This window comes from Rothia koreensis (assembly GCF_004136575.1).
In the GTDB taxonomy this organism is placed as follows: Bacteria; Actinomycetota; Actinomycetes; order Actinomycetales; family Micrococcaceae; genus Rothia; species Rothia koreensis.
In genome coordinates this window covers 66,930-85,663 of sequence record NZ_NOIQ01000001.1, presented here as the reverse complement: position 1 = coordinate 85,663, position 18,734 = coordinate 66,930, and the positions used below count along the sequence as shown (strand labels likewise).

The 18,734-nt window shown below is 64.1% G+C and carries 20 protein-coding genes; all 20 read right to left on the bottom strand.

Going from position 1 to position 18,734, the window contains the following annotated elements; genetic code table 11:
• Positions 1-5 precede the first annotated feature (5 nt).
• The 20 genes from EWU68_RS00405 to EWU68_RS00310 all read right to left on the bottom strand — a co-directional run bounded on the left by EWU68_RS00405 (position 6) and on the right by EWU68_RS00310 (position 18,607).
• Complete coding sequence (locus EWU68_RS00405) at positions 6-2,726, bottom strand: YncE family protein (RefSeq protein WP_129313908.1); 2,721 nt, start codon at positions 2,724-2,726, stop codon at positions 6-8.
• Positions 2,727-2,887: 161 nt separating this feature from the next.
• Complete coding sequence (locus EWU68_RS00400; protein WP_129314463.1) at positions 2,888-3,682, bottom strand: ABC transporter ATP-binding protein; 795 nt, start codon at positions 3,680-3,682, stop codon at positions 2,888-2,890.
• Between the two features lie 5 nt (positions 3,683-3,687).
• Complete coding sequence (locus EWU68_RS00395) at positions 3,688-4,770, bottom strand: FecCD family ABC transporter permease (protein WP_238692225.1); 1,083 nt, start codon at positions 4,768-4,770, stop codon at positions 3,688-3,690.
• Complete coding sequence (locus tag EWU68_RS00390) at positions 4,767-5,828, bottom strand: FecCD family ABC transporter permease (RefSeq protein WP_238692224.1); 1,062 nt, start codon at positions 5,826-5,828, stop codon at positions 4,767-4,769. Before EWU68_RS00390 ends, EWU68_RS00395 begins: the two co-directional genes overlap by 4 nt.
• 6 nt (positions 5,829-5,834) lie before the next feature.
• On the bottom strand, positions 5,835-6,839 hold the full coding sequence (locus EWU68_RS00385) for a plasmid partitioning protein (protein ID WP_129313907.1): 1,005 nt from the start codon (positions 6,837-6,839) through the stop codon (positions 5,835-5,837).
• A 19-nt stretch (positions 6,840-6,858) separates the two neighbouring features.
• A complete protein-coding gene (locus EWU68_RS00380) occupies positions 6,859-9,198 on the bottom strand; it encodes a hypothetical protein (RefSeq protein WP_129313906.1) in 2,340 nt (779 codons plus the stop codon).
• A 71-nt stretch (positions 9,199-9,269) separates the two neighbouring features.
• Positions 9,270-10,304 (bottom strand): ABC transporter substrate-binding protein, encoded by a 1,035-nt coding sequence (locus EWU68_RS00375; RefSeq protein WP_129313905.1) that lies wholly within the window; start codon positions 10,302-10,304, stop codon positions 9,270-9,272.
• A 228-nt stretch (positions 10,305-10,532) separates the two neighbouring features.
• Positions 10,533-10,805: a 30S ribosomal protein S17 gene (gene rpsQ / locus EWU68_RS00370; protein WP_129313904.1), complete on the bottom strand. Its 273-nt coding sequence runs from the start codon at positions 10,803-10,805 to the stop codon at positions 10,533-10,535.
• A complete protein-coding gene (rpmC, locus tag EWU68_RS00365; RefSeq protein ID WP_129313903.1) occupies positions 10,802-11,128 on the bottom strand; it encodes a 50S ribosomal protein L29 in 327 nt (108 codons plus the stop codon). Before rpmC ends, rpsQ begins: the two co-directional genes overlap by 4 nt.
• A gap of 2 nt (positions 11,129-11,130) precedes the next feature.
• Positions 11,131-11,547 (bottom strand): 50S ribosomal protein L16, encoded by a 417-nt coding sequence (gene rplP, locus EWU68_RS00360; RefSeq protein ID WP_129313902.1) that lies wholly within the window; start codon positions 11,545-11,547, stop codon positions 11,131-11,133.
• A complete protein-coding gene (rpsC, locus tag EWU68_RS00355; RefSeq protein WP_129313901.1) occupies positions 11,548-12,375 on the bottom strand; it encodes a 30S ribosomal protein S3 in 828 nt (275 codons plus the stop codon). It lies immediately after the preceding gene.
• On the bottom strand, positions 12,376-12,741 hold the full coding sequence (gene rplV / locus EWU68_RS00350) for a 50S ribosomal protein L22 (protein ID WP_129313900.1): 366 nt from the start codon (positions 12,739-12,741) through the stop codon (positions 12,376-12,378).
• Between the two features lie 62 nt (positions 12,742-12,803).
• Positions 12,804-13,085: a 30S ribosomal protein S19 gene (gene rpsS / locus EWU68_RS00345; RefSeq protein WP_129313899.1), complete on the bottom strand. Its 282-nt coding sequence runs from the start codon at positions 13,083-13,085 to the stop codon at positions 12,804-12,806.
• A 12-nt stretch (positions 13,086-13,097) separates the two neighbouring features.
• A complete protein-coding gene (gene rplB, locus EWU68_RS00340) occupies positions 13,098-13,937 on the bottom strand; it encodes a 50S ribosomal protein L2 (RefSeq protein WP_129313898.1) in 840 nt (279 codons plus the stop codon).
• Positions 13,938-13,971: 34 nt separating this feature from the next.
• Entirely contained in the window at positions 13,972-14,274 is a 303-nt protein-coding gene (gene rplW, locus EWU68_RS00335) for a 50S ribosomal protein L23 (protein ID WP_129313897.1), read from the bottom strand.
• Entirely contained in the window at positions 14,271-14,894 is a 624-nt protein-coding gene (gene rplD / locus EWU68_RS00330; protein ID WP_129313896.1) for a 50S ribosomal protein L4, read from the bottom strand. Before rplD ends, rplW begins: the two co-directional genes overlap by 4 nt.
• A gap of 5 nt (positions 14,895-14,899) precedes the next feature.
• Positions 14,900-15,556, bottom strand: a complete 657-nt coding sequence (gene rplC / locus EWU68_RS00325) for a 50S ribosomal protein L3 (RefSeq protein ID WP_129313895.1) — start codon at positions 15,554-15,556, stop codon at positions 14,900-14,902.
• Positions 15,557-15,572: 16 nt separating this feature from the next.
• On the bottom strand, positions 15,573-15,881 hold the full coding sequence (gene rpsJ / locus EWU68_RS00320) for a 30S ribosomal protein S10 (RefSeq protein ID WP_030015043.1): 309 nt from the start codon (positions 15,879-15,881) through the stop codon (positions 15,573-15,575).
• A gap of 495 nt (positions 15,882-16,376) precedes the next feature.
• Positions 16,377-16,991: a hypothetical protein gene (locus EWU68_RS00315; protein WP_129313894.1), complete on the bottom strand. Its 615-nt coding sequence runs from the start codon at positions 16,989-16,991 to the stop codon at positions 16,377-16,379.
• 14 nt (positions 16,992-17,005) lie between these two features.
• A complete protein-coding gene (locus EWU68_RS00310) occupies positions 17,006-18,607 on the bottom strand; it encodes a GMC oxidoreductase (protein WP_129313893.1) in 1,602 nt (533 codons plus the stop codon).
• Between the last annotated feature and the right edge of the window lie 127 nt (positions 18,608-18,734).

The window sequence follows — 18,734 nt, the reverse complement described above, 5'->3', positions numbered from 1 at the left end:
CCCGATCAGTGGGCCTTCTTGCGTCGGAGCGCCACCACCGCAACACCGGTGGCCAGTGCCGCGGCACCCAATCCGGCAACCCACATCAGCTTCCCGGCACCGGTGTGGGCCAGGCTGGACTGCGCGGCAGGCGCGGAGTTGTTCGAAGGGGTCGAGGTTTGGGAAGCCGTTCCCGACCCGTTCGTCCCGCTCTGGCTCGGGGAGCCGGAGGTGCCCGACGCCCCGCCGTTGTTGTTCATGGTGTTGCCGCTTGCGGCGGCACCGGCGTTACCGTGATCGCCAGAATTCTCGGGAGCGTTGTTCTCCGGAGCCTTCTGGCCGTCATCGCCGGCGCTTGCAGGATCTCCCGTGGCGGCGGACGATCCGCCTTCCTTCGTGCTGGCACCATCTCCGGTCTCACCGGGGGCCGCCCCGGTGGACTTCGTGGTGGAGCCCTGCTGACCCTGGGTCTGCCCCTGGCCACCTGCCTCGGGGGTCTTCTGCCCGGGGTCCTGCTGAACCTGGGTCTGCCCCTGGCCACCGGCCTGGGGACCCTGCTGCCCGGCGCCCTGCTGCCCGGCGCCCGGCTGGCCCTGGGCCTGGCCACCGGCCTCGGAAGCCCTCTTCCCGGGGTCCTGCTCGGTGTTTCCTGCGCCAGAACCCTTCGAATCTCCGTCGGTCGAGGACGCCGGAGCCGGCATCGGCTCCTGCTTGACCGGCTCGCTAGGGCTCGGGTTCGGCATCGGCTCCTGCTTGACCGGCTCGCTCGGGCTCGGGTTCGGCATCGGTTCCTGCTTGACCGGCTCACTCGGGCTCGGAGCCGGCATCGGTTCCGGCTTCACCGGGTCGGCAGGAGCAGGCGCCATTTCACCGACCTTCGAATCGACCAGTGTTCCGTATCCCTGGAAGTCCCTGTTCGTTGGGGTCACGTGCATCGTTTCCGGTGCGCCACAGGTCGGCTGGGCGATGGTGATGTCGAGGTTCGCGCCACGGGACGTATCACCCTCCTTGATGGAGCCCGAGAGGAAGGAGAGCGTGTGCGAGGTTCCCGGGCCCCAGGACGCGTCCTTGACGGTGGAATTGTCGGCGGTCGGGTAAGGTAGCTCGATAGACCAATTGCCTTCGGCGTCTGCCTCCACGGTGCCAATCACTGCATCGCCGTTGATGGAGACCTTGCCGCGGTCGTACTTGACGGCGATCGTGGACCCTTCAGCCCCCTTCGGGTATTTCCACCCCGTCCCCGACACCTTGATGGCCTGACCCTCGGAGACCACGGTGGCACCCGTGACCTTGGCCTCTGCATCCTGCCTGGACTCGACCGTCTTGACGTTCGCTTCGGAGCCCGTCACAGTCTTCGTCTGGCCCTTGACGGTTCCAGTCGGCGACGCGGTCAATTTGACGAGAGTGTCAGCGTTGATCGGGGTCGGCTCGGCGGGCTGCCAGTCGGCGGGTGCACCCTCAGAGGCTTTGTTCTGCACGCCCTTGACGGACGTCGACGCGGTGGTGAATTTTCCGGTGCGGTAATCGATCGTGAAGGGAACCTCCGCGTTCTTGTATGCCCCGCCCTTGTCCACGGCGAACACGCCCTTGGGTGTCACAACAACATCGTTGACGCCGAAGGGAGCATCCGAGGAATTCTTGGCGACGGAGGCCGCAACCGTGTGGGTACGGCCGTCGATCACGTAGACGCCCTTGTCCGTAGACTTGCCATCGAAATCGGTGAGGTACACGACGTCGTTGTCCTCATCCGCATCCAGAGACAGCGCCCTTCCACCAAGATCGATCCACGCCTTGAACTCGCCCGTGGTCTTGTCATAGACGCCCACACCAGAGTTCTTCCCCTTGTCGCCCTGGGACGAAACGTATATTTCGTTGAGGGAGTGATCCACCACAACATCGGATGCGTAGAGATTGGCCCCCGGGTCCTGCTTGTGGAGCTTGACCACCTGAAGCGGCTGCGAGAGATCTTTCAGGTCATAGATCTTGACCTCATCCCTCATACGCACCGGGAAGTAGGCCCTCCCCTCCGACTCGTCCACCCACATATTCATCACGGCGGTGGTCTTGTCCTCAACATCGGCCACGGTGATCTTCTGCAGGAATGCGTAAGTCTTCGTGTCGAAGACCAGCACGGAACCACGAACGCCCACGAATGCCTTGCCGTCGGCAACACGAACTTCGCGCGGATGGGCGAAGTCGATCTTCGCACGCTCGTCCTGCGAGAGCTTGGAGGTGGAGAAGACCTCCTTCAGGGTGGCCTGGTCGTATACCGTGACCTCATTCGCGACGGTATTGGTCACCCATACGGTGTTGTTCGCATCGTCAACATCGATCCCGAAGGCTCCCTTGAGTTGGACGCCGGCGGGCTCGGTCGCGTGCTTCGGAACGTAGGGCACGGTGTCCAGAGCAACGGTCTTCTCGACCTTCATGGTCTGCGGATCAATCTTGGCGAGAGTGGCCGTGGTGCTTGCTCCGCCAAGGACGGTACCGGTTGCCCAGAGCGCGTCGTTCTTTTTCGAATACGCCAGCTGGTACTGCCCTGGCAGACCTTGGGTCTGTTCGGCACGGACGTCAAAACTGCGGTATTCGCACGTTGCCGAAGCAGAGCCGTGAGCCGGAGCCGCCGGAGACATTGCCCCGTCGGCCTGAGCCGCGGTCAACGTTCCTGCGAAAGTCAGGGCCGTTGCCGCGGAGACAGTCGCCCATACCTTGAAGCCCCGAGGGCGGAAGTTGTTGTAGGAAAACATAGTGATCCTCATAGTTTTCTGAATGCGAATGGTGCCCAGAGGCCGTAACGGTGTCCGGTCGCGACCCGCACTCGCGCGGTCGAACCAGACCGTGATAACGCCGACCCTTGGTACATGCTTAAGGTAGCCTACTCTCGCATTTAAGGTAACCTTAGTATCGGTTACAAAGTACTTTCCGCGGGGACGACCATGGGTGCACCAGTCACCGGATCGGCCACCACCAAGGCCTCGAGGTCGAACACCCGGGCGATCAGGTCAGCGTCCACGATCTCGTGGGGGCTGCCCTCGGAGATGATCCGCCCGTCCCGCATCATCACGACCCGCGTGGCATATCTGAACGCGAGGTTGAGGTCGTGGAGAACCATGACGATCGTGCGGCCGGCCCCGTGGAGCCGGCGAGTCAGATTGAGCACCTCGATCTGATGAGTGATGTCCAGATACGTGGTGGGTTCGTCGAGGAGGATCAGGGGCGTGTCCTGAGCCAGAGTCATCGCGATCCAGACCCTCTGGCGTTGACCGCCGGAGAGCTCTTCCAGCGACCGTTCCCTGAGCGGTAGAACATTCGCCGCGGTCATCGCGTCGACACACGCGCGTTCGTCGTCGTCGGTCCACGCGCGCAATAGAGACTGATGCGGGTAGCGCCCGCGAGCGACGACGTCGGCGACGCTCACCCCCGAGGGAGCCTCCGGAATCTGCGGCAACATGGCCAGAACCCGGGCGATGTCCTTGGTGCGGCTCTTTTCCATGGCGACGTCGTCCAGGAAGATCTTCCCCGCCGATGGGGTCAGCACCCGTGACAACGATTTGAGCAGGGTCGACTTCCCACAAGCGTTCGGCCCCAGAATCACCGTCAGCTCGCCGTCGGGAACCTGGAAGTCGAGTTTCGAGAGCACGGCGTCGTGGCCGTAGCCCACGGTCATCCCCTCTGCGCGCAATCTGCTCGCCCGTGCGTTCATGCTGCTCACGCTCGTCTCCGTTCCACGATGATCAGATACACCAGATACAGCCCGCCCAGAGCGCCGGTTACCACGCCCGCATTGAGCGAAACGGGGAGAAGGTGCTGGCCCGCGACATCCGAGCAAAGAACGATGACCGCGCCCATCAGTGCCGCGGTCGTGAGTCCCGCGCCACGCGACGCGGTGAGGCTCCTGCCGATGTGCGGGGCTGCCAGGGCCACAAACGCCAGCGGACCGGTCATCGCCGTGGCCAGACCGACCAGGAGAACTCCGACGAACATGCCCGTGACTCGCCACGCGTTGACTCGCACTCCCCTTCCGACGGCGAGCTGGTCCCCGAACCGGAGCATCGCCAGCGGACCGGAAGCCTTCATCAGGACCGGCGACAGGATCAGGAGCCCGGACGCGATCAAGAGCGTCTTGCTCCAATTCATGGTGTTCAGGGACCCGGCGAGCCAGGAGGCCGCCGTCTGCGCCTGCGTCAACGACGCCCGAACCACCAGGAGTGAGTTGACTGCCCCCAAGGTCGCACCGGTGCCTATTCCGATCAGAACGAGGCGGTATCCTCGCAGACCGGTGTGCCGGGTCAACAGGTAGATGATGAGGCCCGTGCCGAATCCGCCGAGGATCGCTCCTGCCGCGACGCCGAACGGGCCGGCGTCGAACACGAGAATCTGCAGCAACGCCCCCGTGGCCGCGCCATGAGTGAAGCCGATGACATCGGGGCTGCCCAGGGGGTTCCCGGACAGAATCTGGAACGTCGCACCGGAAAGACCCAGCGCGGCACCCACCGCGATCGCCGCGGCCACCCGGGGCAGCCGGACTTGGTTCACGAAGTAGACGTTGAGACGGTCTCCCCTGCCCATGAGCGCCTCGTAGACGCCGGAGGGGCCAAGGTTTCGTTCGCCCTGTGTCATGGCCCAACCCGCGACCGCCGCCAGAAGCAGAGCCAGAAGGAGGTGCACGACCAGCTGGCGGACCGGGAAGTCCGCGTGGATGACCCGCCTGATCGAGACAACGGATCGGCCCGACATGTCCTTGCGGAACAGCCCTCTGCCGCCGCCAGAGCGGTTCCTTGCGGCACTCACAGCGACCTCACCTGCCGACCGGACATCATCGCCATGAACAGCGGGCCGCCGGCCAGGGTCGCGATGATTCCCACCTGCGTTTCCTCAGGGGCGATGACGACTCGAGCCAGAACATCAGCGGCCAGCAACCACGCGGGGCCCAGGAGCAGGGACCCAGCATTGACCCAGCGGACGTCATTTCCCACCGCCCGGCGGACCACGAACGGGACGGCAAGTCCCACAAAGGCCACCGGCCCCATCGCCGCGGTGGCCGCACCCGTCAGCAGAGCCACGGAGACAAGAGTGATCGTCTGAGTCCTGGCGAGCCGCACGCCGAGGGCGACGCCGGACTCCTCCCCGAGAGCCAACGCATTGATCGAAGGGGCAATGGCCACGGCCAAGACCAAACCCACCGCGACCATGGGGCCGATCGACTCCACGACCGTGACATCCCGCCCTTCGAGGGAGCCGGCAACCCAGAGCCGGAACTCATCGAAGGCGTCCCGGTTGGACAGGACCAACGCCTGGTTGGCCGCGGCCAGGGCCGCGGAGAGAGCGACACCCGCGAGCGCCAGCCGGACGATTGACCCCGTTTCCCCACGACCCAGGACGAAGACCCCGGCGCCGGCCACGGCCGCTCCTCCGAGCGCCGCCGACATGTAGACGTGGATGTTCTGCGGGCCGAAGAGCACCACCGAGAGCACGACGGCGACGGAGGCACCCGCGTTGACGCCCATCAGCCCTGGTTCCGCCAGAGGGTTGCGCGTCAGCGACTGCATGAGGGATCCGGCGACTCCGAGCGCCGCACCGCAGAGCAGGCCCAGAAGGGTGCGGGGTATCCGTTGTTCCATCACGATGGTTCGAGCCGTTGCCGAGCCCGCGCCGCGGAAGACCTCGACGACGTCGGAACCTGACAGCCCGTTGGAACCGAAGCGCAACGACGCCAGAACGGCCGCCGCGGCACAGGCGGCGAACAGTCCGCACCACGCGACTCGGGCCAGCGACCGCCTCCGCACGACCGACGCCGTCATGGGCTCGATCTCGACGGCGGCGCGATGGGAGGGGTGATCACCTCGCATCACCGCCTAGGATTCCTGAGAACCTGAGCGCCGGTGCCTGACATACCAGACGGTCGCGGCGGTCAAGGCCATGACGACGAACGCGATGGTGCCGACCCAGGGGAATCCGGCGGAGTCCTTCGCGCTTTCGGCCGAAGCGTTCTCGGCATGGTCCCCGGAGTTCTTGGCCTTGGCCCCTGGGCTCGCGGTGGCCTTGCGCTTCTTCGTGCCCTTGGAGCCGTCGTTCTTTCCGCTCTCCGCATCCTTGTGCTCCGCGGCTTGGTCTTCCGAGCCGGACTCCTCTCCCGCACCCGAGGAACCTGCCATCAGCCGGTCGTATTCCTCCTTGGAAATCGGGTTGCCGTCGGCGTCGACGTACTCGACCGCTTCGTCGCCCTGACCGCTCTCGCCGGATCCCCCAGCTTGTCCTCCGGGCTGTCCGCCATTCGACTGCTGGCCGTTCCCGGCCGTTCCTCCGCCGTTGCCTCGATTCGCCGGGGCTCCACCGGAGCCGGAATCCTGTCGCGTCCCTCCGGAGAGGATGTCTTCGGACGTGACGTTGTACCGCTGGCCGCCCGAGGAGTTCTGGTTGACGCCCGCGGTGGTGAACTCGGGACTGAGGTTGGTGAAGCCCTGGCTTCCCAAGCCTGGGATGACCTCCGTGGCCAGGAAGCGGAGGGTATGCTTGCCGTCCTTCAGGTCTTTGGGCAGGACGAACGAACCCTCCACGTGTCCATTCCCATCCGATTTCTGCTGGTGCACCACGCAGGCACCTTGACGGGCGTCTTTGGGGCACGCGTCTCCGTTGTCGATCTTGATAAAGACCTGTTCGTTTCGGGGGAAGCCGCTCAGGGTGAAATGAAGAGTGTCGCCCGCCCTGAGGGTCCCCGGCGAAACGGTAGAGGAGGTGCCTGGCTTGCTTCCCTTGGCGCCGCCCGGTGGGAGCGCGGAGACGCCACTGAATCCCACCAGAAACGCCACCACCGCGGCTATCAGTGCCATGAGGGCTCGCCGGAAGTACAAGGTGTTCATAATGCTTTCGGTTCCTTCCTTAGTCGTCCGAAGCCTCTGCCTCTGGGGTCGCCGAAGCCTCGGAAGCCTGTGACGCCGCCTGGTGCGGCTTGTGGGTCAGGTACAGGACCATGGCCAGGAGCAAGGCGCCCGCAAGCGCGAGCAACACGTTGTTCCAGGTCAGGATCTTCAGGGTGACCTTTGCTTCCTCCCGTCCCGCATTCGTCCCCTGAGAGTCGGACTCCGAATCCAGAGCCTGACTCCGGGCGGACGGCGAGGCTAGGGGACGTGCGTGATGGTGGGCGTCCTTCTCCGCGTCCCGGAGCGAAGCCACCACTCGATGGACTGGGTGGCGGGCCGCGCGCACCCAGGGATAGACAGGTACGCCCGGAGCGCGGAGAACGCGGGCACGGTGCGGGGCCCGGCTCCGGACCCGGCCCAGACTCGTCATCTCCCGCACGGCCGCCGGGCTCGCGGGAACCGCACGGGCAGCGCTGGTCTGGCCCGATCCGGTGTTGAGGCCCGACGCCGGTGCCGCATGCGCCGCAGACCGGCGCGCGGACGTTCCCTGGGCGCCGCGGCCGTGGGCAGGGCCGACCTCCGCGCGCGAACCGCGTGCGTTCTCGGGAATCGTCAGCTGACCCCAACCCAGCAACGTCCCGAAGTCCTCGCGCTCCCCGTTCTGGACAACGAGCCGGTAGTCTCCTGCCGCCGCGTCATCGGGCAGGTCATAGCTCAACGAACGGTGGTCGTCCAGGCGCACCCATCCGCTTCCCCACTGGTTGCGAGGCGCAGCCTCGGCGTAGGGCGTTGCCCTGACCCATTGCCCAGGTCGTGCTCCGGGAACCTCCACCGTGATCCGCGGGCCGTCGCGGTTGACCCGGACATCGTGACGCGAATCCTCCGTGAGCTCATCGAGGCCCAGGGCCGGTGCCATTCCATTGGGGCGGTACTCGCCCACGGTGAAGTCCAGGGTGCCGCGACCGCCGAAGGTCATGGAAAGATCACCATGGCGAAGGGAGCCCGAAAGGAGGCGCAGGCTGTGGGCGCCCTCGGGGAACTCGGGCACGGAGGTTGTGGTGGTACCGTCCGGCAACTCGATCCAGGCATCGAGAACACCCGTGGCCGGATCAGGGTCGACGAGTGCCCAGATGCTCCTGTTGGAGTGGAGCGCCGTGTCCGGATGGGAGATTTCGCCTTCGTCGAGCTTCACCGCAACCTTCGGGGCGCCGGTCCTGCCCCCAGGGTTGCACCACCCTTCGCCGACCAGGTGAAGCTTGTCGCCCCGCTGCATGAACTGGTTCTCCACCCGTGCGGTCGGTTGGGGCGCCTGAGTACTGCAGCGGACCTCCGAAATGTCCTGAATGGGTTGCGCTGCCTCTCCATCGACCGGTATCGGGTCGGTGACTGCCCGACGCTGCACGTCCCCTTCCAGGTTCCGCCCCGACTGCGCCGTGATGGTCACGTATTGCCCCGGCTTGCCATGGCGCAGCTCTTCGGGCGCCTTGACCGTGATGTCGAAGGAACCGGTCTGGTCGATCGTGTACAAGCCGTGCTCGGGATCCTGCGTGGCCGTGCCCTTCGGGACGAGCAGGACCCAGGACGTCGGATCCTTGGATTTTCCAAGAGAAGCCAAATGATCGCTGATGACTTGGTCTTCCCTGGCGTATTGGTCGATTTTCCCGGTCGGCGTCTGGTAGTTGACCTTGATCGAGACGATGGAGCCGGACCTCCCGTCCGCCGTCTTCCATCCCTTGCCGATCAGGTGGAGGGCAGCGTCTTTCCCGGTGGTGAACGGGGCGACGTCGATGGTCGCGGGCGAACCCGAGTTCACCGTCGACGTCGCCGAAACCCACGACGGCGTCTGTGCGGGCGACTCAGCTTGTCCAGCCACTGACACCTTCAGAACCGCATTGCGAGGCAGGTCCCCCTCTTTGAGGCTTCCGCTCAGGAAATGAATCGTGTGCTTGGTTCCGGGCAACCACGGCTTGTCCGAGTTTGCTTGGGTGGGGACGGGAAGCTCTGCAGAGAAGGTCCCGTCGGTCCTGGCCTCGAATTGGGTGACCACGCTCTCGCCGTTCACGGCCACGGTGCCTTTGTCGTATTTCACGGCGATCCGCGCTCCCCCGGCGAGGGAATTCTTCCAGTCCCGGCCCTCGACATGAATCGTGCCGGCGACGTCGACCGTGAGGGGCCCGGAGACTTCGGCGGTCTTCTCGTTGGTTGTGACGGTTTGCCTGTTCGATGCGTCGTCGGCCGAGGCGCTGGGCAGAATCAGGCACGCGGCCAGGGCGAGAACCGCGGCGAGGAGGAGCGAGAGGAGCCGTCTGATGTGGGTGCGAGATCGCGCGCTGGTACGAGAGATTCCGATGTTCATCATGGGTTATGGAGTTTCTTCGGTCACTGGAAGGAAGGGCGCCGGAGACTGTGGGCCCCGGCGGATGGCGTCGCTCAGGCGAGCTCGGCCAGGATGTCGTCGACGATGCCGTTCAGCAGCAAGGGGCCACCGGTTGAGGTCCAACGGGACCCATCGACGGTGATGATGTGGTGGTTCTTGTAGGCGGACAGATCCGTGAAGCCCGACGTCTCCTCGGCCGTCTCAAGCGCCTGAGCCGCACCCTCTCGATCGGACGTAGAGTCCGAATGCGGGTTCGCCTGGCTTGCGCCGCCGAGCGTTCCGAAGAACATGTAGTCCGCGTCGATGGTCGAGAGGTTCTCCAAGGAGACCGGGTCCGAATGCCCTCTCCCTTCTCGGTCCTGGGATTGCGGCCGCTTCAGACCGAGCCCCTCCAAAACCTGCCCCGCGGGAAGCTCCTTGAGGATCAGGGAAGGTCCGCTCCCCTGCCACCGCACGATCGAAAAGGTCTTGTCCCCGTACGTGGGCGCGAGTTGGGCTCTGCCCTTGCTGACCTTGTCCCGGAAAGCCGACTTGACCTCTTCGCCCTTCGCCTCCAGGTTGAGCGCGCGGGCCGTGGTGTCGAAATTCAGTTCCCATGGACCGCCTGCGTACCCGCAGAAAACCAAGGGGGCGATCTGCCGGAGGATCTCCAGAACGTCGGGCCTGTTGTTGACGCTCGTCCCATCCACGATGATCAGGTCGGGCTCGAGGCTGGAGATTTTCTCGTAATCCAGGTCCCCGATGCCTCCGACCAAGGGAATGTCCTTGGCCTTGTCCGCGAGGTAGCCCGGAACGGAATTCTGTCCTCGGCCGGAGACGGTGCCCACGGGGGTCACTCCGAGCGCAAGTGCGGCGTCCAGGGTGGGCTCCGAGAGCGCGACGACGCGACTCGGGTTGTCTGGGACGCGCACTTCGGCGTCGTCGATGTCCTTGACCACGCGCTCCGAGGCGTTCTCGGTGGACCCTCCGGAAGCAAAGACGCCGCATCCGGTGAGGCCACACAGGATGGCCGCGGCGGCCACGAGGCCAATGATCGTCCTCAACCACGTCCGTGGATTGCCATCACGCCGGCGCACGTGTTGATCCATTATTAAACGTCCCCTTATCCCCCGATATGGCACCCCTAAGTTTACTGCGATTTCGCGCCTCTTGTCATTGCGTACCTGGCATGGGCAGACGTTGCGATGCGGTTGAGCAGGACGGCGCAATCGCCGTCGTGCCCCGGTCCGAAGAACCCACCTGGTCTTCTTAAACGCAAAAACCCCCTCCCGCGCGAAGCGGGAGGGGGTTCTCAGGAGCGGGACGCCCAGCGAGCCTTACTTGGCGCGCTCGACGATGTCCACGATGCGCCAACGCTTGTTGGCTGACATCGGGCGGGTCTCCATGATCCGAACGAGGTCGCCGATTCCGGCGGTGTTCTGCTCGTCGTGCACCTTGACCTTGTGGCTGCGGCGCATGACCTTGCCGTAGAGACCGTGGGTCACGTGGTCCTCGACCTCGACGACGATGGTCTTGTCCATCTTGTCCGAGACGACGTATCCACGACGGGTCTTGCGGAGATTGCGCTCTTCCGTCTTCTGTTCACTCACTTGGCATCACCTTCGGTAGCGCTAGCCGTATCGGCCTTCTTCGCTGCCTTTGCAGCCTTCTTGTCGGCCTTCTTGTCAGAAGCCTGGGCGTTGCCCTCGGCCTCGGGTCGGATGCCCAGCTCGCGTTCGCGCAACACCGTGTAGATGCGCGCGATATCGCGCTTGACAGCCTTGAAGCGGCCCGCATTCTGGAGCTGCCCGGTGGCCTTCTGGAAACGGAGGTTGAACAGCTCCTCCTTGGACGAACGCAGCTTCTCGGTGAGAGCCCCGTTGTCCAGTTCGGCGAGCTGGTCGATGGAGAGATCCTTGGATCCTACTGCCATTTCTATTCACCACCTTCGCGACGCACGATGCGTGCCTTCATGGGGAGCTTGTGGATTGCCAGGCGCAGGGCCTCTTTCGCGACTTCGTCGCTCACGCCGGCCAGTTCGAACACGACACGGCCCGGCTTGACGTTGGCAACCCACCACTCCGGCGAACCCTTACCGGAACCCATACGGGTTTCGGCAGGCTTCTTGGTCAGCGGGCGGTCCGGGAAGATGTTGATCCAGACCTTGCCGCCACGCTTGATGTAGCGGGTCATGGCAATACGGGCAGCCTCGATCTGACGGTTGGTCACATACGCGGGTGCCAGCGCCTGAACGCCCCAGTCACCGAACGACACGGTGGTGCCGCCCTTGGCGACGCCGGTGCGCTTCGGGTGGTGCTGCTTGCGGTACTTTACGCGACGGGGAATCAGCATTTATGCCTCACCGTTTTCTGCAGTCTTGGCTTCAGCGGCGGGGGCCTCCGAAGCGCTGTTCTGCTGCTCGTTGCGCCCACCGCGGCGACCGGCGTTTCCACCGGCGTTGCGACGACGACGCTCGCCGCCTCCACGGCGGTCGTTGCCACGGCGGTTGCCCTGTGCGGCCTGCTGAGCAGCAAGTTCTTTATCGGTCAGATCACCCTTGTAGATCCACACCTTGACACCGATGCGACCGAAGGTGGTCTTGGCCTCGAAGAAGCCGTAGTCGATGTTGGCGCGGAGGGTGTGCAGGGGAACGCGGCCCTCTCGGTAGAACTCCGAGCGGGACATCTCGGCGCCGCCGAGTCGTCCGGAGCACTGGATGCGGATGCCCTTGGCCCCGGCCCGCTGAGCGGACTGGATGGCCTTCTTCATCGCGCGGCGGAAGGCGACGCGCGAAGCGAGCTGCTCGGCAACTCCCTGGGCAACCAGCTGAGCGTTGATCTCGGGGTTGTTGACCTCGAGGATGTTCAGCTGAATCTGCTTTCCGGTGAGCTTCTCGAGCTCGCCGCGAATGCGGTCGGCCTCGGCTCCGCGGCGGCCGATCACGATGCCCGGACGCGCAGTGTGGATGTCCACACGGACGCGATCGCGGGTGCGCTCGATCTCGACGTTGGCGATGCCTGCGCGCTCCATGCCGTTCGACATGAGCTCACGGATCTTCACGTCCTCGCGGATGAAGTCCTTGTAGCGCTGGCCTTCCTTGTTGGAGTCAGCGAACCAGTGCGACTTGTGGTCCGTAGTGATCCCCAGTCGGAATCCGTGCGGGTTGATTTTCTGTCCCACTTAGCGGTCCTCCTCATTGTCCGGGGTAGCGAGAACCACGGTGATGTGGCTGGTTCGCTTGTTGATGCGGTATGCGCGACCCTGGGCTCGCGGCTGGAACCGCTTCATGGTCGGGCCTTCGTCGACGAACGCTTCACTGATGAAGAGTTCCTCTTCCTTGAACGCGACGCTGTCACGTTCCGCGAGCTGGCGGGCGTTGGCCACAGCCGACTCGACGACCTTGAAAACCGGGTCCGAAGCCTGCTGCGGAGCAAACTTCAGAATCGCCAGTGCCTCATTCGCCTGCTTGCCACGAACCAGGTCGACGACGCGCCGGGCCTTCATAGGCGTCACGCGTACGAAGCGCGCAGATGCCTTGGCTTCCATTGCCTATCTCTCTTTCGTCTAATGCCGAAGAGTTACACGCTGCTGGATCGGTCGAAACCGAATCAGCGACGCTTACCCTTGCGGTCGTCCTTCACATGGCCGCGGAAACTCCGCGTGGGAGCGAATTCGCCGAGCTTGTGCCCGACCATCGACTCGGTGATGAACACGGGAACGTGCTTGCGTCCGTCGTGCACGGCGATCGTGTGTCCGAGCATGTCGGGGACGATCATCGAGCGGCGGGACCACGTCTTGATGACGTTCTTGGAACCCTTATCGTTCTGAGCGGCAACCTTCAGGAAGAGGTGCTGGTCAACGAAAGGGCCCTTCTTCAAACTACGAGGCATGTTTCAGGCTCCTTAGCGCTTGTTCTTGCCAGTACGACGACGACGCACAATGAGTTTGTCGCTTTCCTTGTTGGGGCGACGGGTGCGTCCCTCGGGCTTGCCGTTCGGGTTGACGGGGTGACGACCACCGGACGTCTTGCCCTCACCACCACCGTGCGGGTGATCGACAGGGTTCATGACAACACCGCGAACGGTCGGGCGAACGCCCTTCCAGCGGTTACGACCGGCCTTGCCCCAGTTGATGTTGATCTGCTCGGCGTTGCCGACCTGACCGATGGTCGCGCGGCAACGAACGTCCACGTTGCGGATCTCGCCGGAGGGCAGACGGAGCTGTCCGTACTTGCCTTCCCTGGCGACGAGCTGCACCGAGGCACCGGCCGAGCGGGCGAGCTTCGCGCCGCCACCGGGGCGGAGCTCGACGGCGTGGATCACGGTACCGACCGGGATGTTGCGCAGCGGCAGGTTGTTGCCGGGCTTGATGTCCGCGTTCGGGCCGGACTCGACAACGTCGCCCTGCTTCAGGCGGTTGGGGGCGATGATGTAGCGCTTGGCGCCATCAACGTAGTGCAGCAGCGCGATACGCGCCGTGCGGTTGGGATCGTACTCGATGTGCGCAACGCGGGCATCGACGCCGTCCTTGTCGTGACGGCGGAAATCGATCAAACGGTAGGCCCGCTTGTGTCCGCCGCCCTTGTGACGGGTGGTGATGCGACCGCTGTTGTTGCGTCCGCCGTTTTTGTTCAGCGGGCGCAACAGCGACTTCTCGGGAGTCGATCGCGTGATTTCTGCAAAGTCGGCAACGCTCGAGCCGCGGCGGCCCGGCGTTGTCGGCCTGTATTTACGGATAGCCATAATTCAGTTCCTCGTTAAAGTGGTCTCCGCGGCGCTAGGCCTGCGGACCGCCGAAGATATCGATGCTGCCTTCACTCAGGGTCACGATGGCACGCTTGGTGCTCTTGCGAGACCCCCAGCCGAAGCGCGTACGCTTCCGCTTGCCGGCACGGTTGATGGTGTTCACGGTGGAAACCTTGACGCCGAAGATGCGCTCCACGGCGTCCTTGATTTCCAGCTTGTTCGAGCGAGTGTCGACCTCGAAGGTGTACTTGCCCTCGTCGATCAGCCCGTAGCTCTTCTCCGAGACGACAGGCGCGATGATGACGTCACGGGGATCCTTGATGGTGGCGCTCACTTGGCGTCCTCCTGGTTCTTTCCAGCCTTGCTGGCGATTGCCACAAACACGTCGTAGGCATCCTTGGTGAAGACCACGTCGTCGGCGCGCAACACGTCGTACGTGTTGAGCTGGTCCGCGTACAGGACGTGGGCGAACTCAAGGTTGCGAACGGACAGGGCAACGTTGTCTTCCTTGCGGTCGATAACAACCAGCACGTTCTTGCGAGAGGTCAGATCCCTCAAGGCTGCCTTGGCGGCCTTCGTCGAGATCTCCTCGACGAGCGAGCTGACCACGTGGATGCGGCCGTGCGTCGCACGATCGGACAGGGCGCTGCGCAGGGCGGCGGCCTTCATCTTCTTGGGCGTGCGCTGCGAGTAGTTGCGCGGCACGGGACCGTGCACGATGCCGCCGCCAGTGTGCTGCGGCATGCGGACCGAACCCTGACGGGCGCGGCCGGTGCCCTTCTGCTTGAACGGCTTGCGTCCCGAACCGGAGACCTCGCCGCGGTTCTTCGCCTTGTGGGTGCCCTGGCGGGCGGCGGCCAACTGCGCGATGACGACCTGGTGCATCAGAGCCTCATTGGGCTCGACGCCGAAGACATCGGCCGGCAGCTCAACCTTTACGGTTTCAGTAGCCATTGGAGTTAGGCTCCCTTCACAGCAGTGCGAACCAGAACGACTCCGCCCTTGGGGCCGGGGATGGCGCCCTTGATCAGCAGAACATTGTTCTCGGTGTCGACACCCTGAATCGTGAGGTTCTGGGTGGTGTGGCGGTTGTTGCCCATACGCCCGGCCATGCGCATTCCCTTGAACACGCGTGCGGGGTAGGAGGCACCGCCGATGGAACCCGGCTTGCGGTGGTTCTTGTGCTGACCGTGCGAGGCACCGACGCCCTTGAAGCCGTGACGCTTCATGACACCGGCAAAGCCCTTGCCCTTGGTCTTGCCCACGACGTCGACGTGCTGGCCGGTCTCGAAGAGCTCAACGGTCAGCTCCTGGCCGAGGGAGTACTCGGAAGCGTCCGCAGTGCGAACCTCGACGAGATGACGGCGCGGAGTGGTTCCGGCCTTCTCGAAGTGTCCGGCGAGGGGCTTGGTGACCTTGCGCGGGTCAATCGCACCGAAACCGATCTGGATGGCGTTGTAGCCATCGGTGGCCTGGTCGCGCAGCTGGGTGACAACGTTGGAATCGGCCTTGACGACGGTAACCGGCACGAACTTGCCGTTCTCGTCCCAGACCTGGGTCATGCCAAGCTTGGTGCCCAGCAGGCCCTTCACCTGGCGCTCGAATGTGGTAGTCATTGGGATGCGATCCTCTTTACAGCTTGATTTCGATGTTCACGTCTGCCGGCAGGTCCAGGCGCATGAGCGAGTCAACGGCCTTGGGCGTGGGGTCGACGATGTCGATCAGCCGCTTGTGCGTACGCATCTCGAAGTGCTCGCGGCTGTCCTTGTACTTGTGCGGCGAGCGGATTACGCAGTACACGTTCTTCTCGGTGGGCAGCGGCACGGGGCCGACAACCGTCGCACCAGCACGCGTCACCGTCTCAACAATCTTCCGAGCCGAGGAGTCGATGACCTCGTGGTCATACGACTTCAGCCGGATGCGGATTTTCTGTCCCGCCATCTGTCGGACTCTCTTTCTTCAAGTACTTCCCTGTGTAGGAGTCTCTGGGGACTCCTCTGTATGGCGTCTTCTGGCAGAAACCGGGCGATGCGAACGGCGTTGCGATCGTCTCGCTCCAGCCATTCCGGCGTTCGATTCCTGGCGCCGCCTCACACGAACTGAATCCGGCATTCCCGGGTTCCTCAATCCGTTGAAGCACCGACCCCCGCACTCGGGCGTGTCGCGAAGTGTTCGCGCACGACATTCCAGAGTCGTTCGGACCGGGTCATTTTGGGCTTGGACGGAACTGCCCCGCATCCCTGGGATTCGGGCAGGTCAACGCCGACAAGCGCTTGAACAACGTTGTCTATCCTGCCAGAGGCTCGCGAGAAGGCGCAAGCCCGGACCGGCGAAGTGGCGAAAGACACTCCGGTGGCGGCACGGCGGCCCCTGCCTGTTCTCGGTCAGGGGCCGCCGTGCCTCGGACCGTCCGCGTCGGACGTCATAGCGAAGCAGTCAGAACACGCTGATCCACGGTACATGTCCGATTCTGAGGCTGTTGTCGTCGTAGTCGCCTTCCTGTTGGTCCTCGACCCAGGCGGCTACCAGCACATTGAACTCGGCGTGCAGGAAAGGAGGGTTGACGAAGTATCTCAGCGGTATGTCGATACTCTGCCCCGGTCGGAGCTCCCCGCGGCACGTGTACTTGTACTTGGCGCCGGATTGGTTCGTGGTGTCGGTCCACATCACGCTCGGGTTGGTGGTTCCCGCCTTGAGCCGGCCCGGCGCCGAGGACGCCCTGTCATTTCCGTAGTCTCGGATGATGATCTCGACGCTGCCGCTCGGGTCGACGGCGGTCAACCGACCGACGTTCGTGATACGGATCGATGGAGGCAGCGAGCCTCGCGCTGCGATCCTGTGTCCCCTGGGCCCCCTGTAGACGGGAACCTCGTCCTTCGGCCGCCAATGATCCAGATCGTATGGGGGATCCACGACGTCGACGGCCAGGTCGGTCTTCATGCTGCTCGCGACCGCGGGTACGGCATTCGCCGTGACGAGCACGGGCACGGCCCAAGCGGCCGACCCCACGAGGGTCCGCCGCCTGAGCCGGGTATGGCGGGGTTCTGCCATATTCCCCATGTCGACTAGAACCTTTGCGCGTCGACGAGACGGTCCATGTTCCGCTCGGCGAGGGCGGTGATCGTCACGAAGGGATTGACCCCGATCTTGGCGGGAATCAACGAACCGTCCATAACGAACAAACCGGGCACGCCCTTGACTTCGCCCTGCAGGTCGGTGGCCTCCCCCAGCACCGCTCCGCCCAGCGGGTGGTACGTGAAGTAGTCCGAGAACGTCTTGTGCTTCTCGAACAAATCGGAGCGGTATCCGGTCCCCGGGTTGGCCCGGTTGATCCGATCGAAGAACTTCTGGGCCGCACGCACCGAAGGCTCCGCGTGGCTCGGCCCCCAGTCCAAGAACATCTTCTGGCTGCCGCGGTTCCAGGTGAAAGTTCCCGTGTGCGGATTGTTCGTGAGGGCCAGGTAGACGCCAGTCCTGAGGTCGATGCCTGCCGGGAACGGAGCGATCTCGGCGAACACCGAGTCCGTGGAGTCGTCCCAGTTGGACAGGCCCATGACCGGGATCGTGGACTGGCGCCACCCGGACCGAGTCCTGAGTCTGCGCGCGAGCATGGTATTGCCGTTCGGGCCCCAACCTCGGCCAATGGCATCCGGCAACCCGTTGATGGTGCCCTCCCCCTGAGCGGAGAGAAGCAGTCGGGTGGTGCCGATCGACCCAGCGGCCAGGACCACACGGTCGTACTCCCGAGTCCGGTTCTCAATGAGATTCCCGTTGAAATCGATGGTCTTGGTCTGGAGCCGGAAGGCCCCTTCCGGAGCGCGCTCGATGGATCGCACCTCGGTCATCGGAATCACGTTGACCCGACCCGTGGCCAGAGCTTCCTTCAGGATCGTCTTGGGCAGGGAATTCTTGCCGTAGTCGTTGCCGAAGATGACCTGCTTGTCGAGTGCCGATCGCGGCACCTGGCCATAGACTTCCTTGCGCATGTAGTCGAAGTCGTACACGTTCGGGACCATGACATGGCCGATGCCGGCCCGCTTGGCCTGGTCGGCACTGACCCTGGCGAACTGGTACCAGGGCGAGTTCATGACCACGTCCATCGCGGGATCGTTGACCCGCAGGCCGCTGTTCGCACGCGGGAAGTACACGTTGTACATTTCCTCCGCATCGACCTGCGGCAGAACCTTCTCGAAGAAGGAACGACGCGGAGTCACGGCCATGCCGCCGTTGACCAGGGAGCCGCCGCCGATGCCCCGCCCCACGTAGACCTTCATGTTGGCGAAGTATTCGATGTCCAGTGCACCTGCGCCCCGGTCAATGCGCCGGTTGACCAGGTCCATTCCGCCCAGATAGCTGAAAGGCATGTCGGTGCGGGTCTTGAACCACATGGAACGGGCGGACGGCGAGGTCATCGTCGTGAAAATCCGGCCCTTGATGGGGCTCATCTTTTCCCAGTCCGTGCCCATCTCGATGAGATCGACCTGCTTGCCCGCCTGCGCCAACTTCCGCGCGGCGACCGCTCCCCCGTATCCGGAGCCGATGATGGCGATCCGGTTGGAGCCCCCGGTGGCCACGGCCGGCTGTCCGGAAACGGCGTCGGCAGGTGCGGCGGCCGCGGCGATGGCCGAAGCCTTGAGAAGAGTTCTGCGAGTTATGTTGAACGACATAGTTCCACCCTTTGAAGTGCGAGTAATAGGTGAACCTCGTAAGAAACGAGTCGCTCTTATTTTATACATTTCTCGAATTCTTCACCCGAAAATTTCCGAGCGGAACCCCTCTCCCGCCGGCGCCGAA

Coding starts and splice junctions, on each gene's coding strand:
- EWU68_RS00405 (WP_129313908.1), bottom strand. CDS start 2,726: ATGTTTTCCTACAACAACTTCCGCCCTCGGGGCTTCAAGGTATGGGCG.
- EWU68_RS00400 (WP_129314463.1), bottom strand. CDS start 3,682: ATGAACGCACGGGCGAGCAGATTGCGCGCAGAGGGGATGACCGTGGGC.
- EWU68_RS00390 (WP_238692224.1), bottom strand. CDS start 5,828: ATGCGAGGTGATCACCCCTCCCATCGCGCCGCCGTCGAGATCGAGCCC.
- EWU68_RS00385 (WP_129313907.1), bottom strand. CDS start 6,839: ATGAACACCTTGTACTTCCGGCGAGCCCTCATGGCACTGATAGCCGCG.
- EWU68_RS00380 (WP_129313906.1), bottom strand. CDS start 9,198: ATGATGAACATCGGAATCTCTCGTACCAGCGCGCGATCTCGCACCCAC.
- EWU68_RS00375 (WP_129313905.1), bottom strand. CDS start 10,304: ATGGATCAACACGTGCGCCGGCGTGATGGCAATCCACGGACGTGGTTG.
- rpmC (WP_129313903.1), bottom strand. CDS start 11,128: ATGGCAGTAGGATCCAAGGATCTCTCCATCGACCAGCTCGCCGAACTG.
- rplP (WP_129313902.1), bottom strand. CDS start 11,547: ATGCTGATTCCCCGTCGCGTAAAGTACCGCAAGCAGCACCACCCGAAG.
- rplV (WP_129313900.1), bottom strand. CDS start 12,741: ATGGAAGCCAAGGCATCTGCGCGCTTCGTACGCGTGACGCCTATGAAG.
- rpsS (WP_129313899.1), bottom strand. CDS start 13,085: ATGCCTCGTAGTTTGAAGAAGGGCCCTTTCGTTGACCAGCACCTCTTC.
- rplB (WP_129313898.1), bottom strand. CDS start 13,937: ATGGCTATCCGTAAATACAGGCCGACAACGCCGGGCCGCCGCGGCTCG.
- rplD (WP_129313896.1), bottom strand. CDS start 14,894: ATGGCTACTGAAACCGTAAAGGTTGAGCTGCCGGCCGATGTCTTCGGC.
- rplC (WP_129313895.1), bottom strand. CDS start 15,556: ATGACTACCACATTCGAGCGCCAGGTGAAGGGCCTGCTGGGCACCAAG.
- rpsJ (WP_030015043.1), bottom strand. CDS start 15,881: ATGGCGGGACAGAAAATCCGCATCCGGCTGAAGTCGTATGACCACGAG.
- EWU68_RS00315 (WP_129313894.1), bottom strand. CDS start 16,991: ATGGCAGAACCCCGCCATACCCGGCTCAGGCGGCGGACCCTCGTGGGG.
- EWU68_RS00310 (WP_129313893.1), bottom strand. CDS start 18,607: ATGTCGTTCAACATAACTCGCAGAACTCTTCTCAAGGCTTCGGCCATC.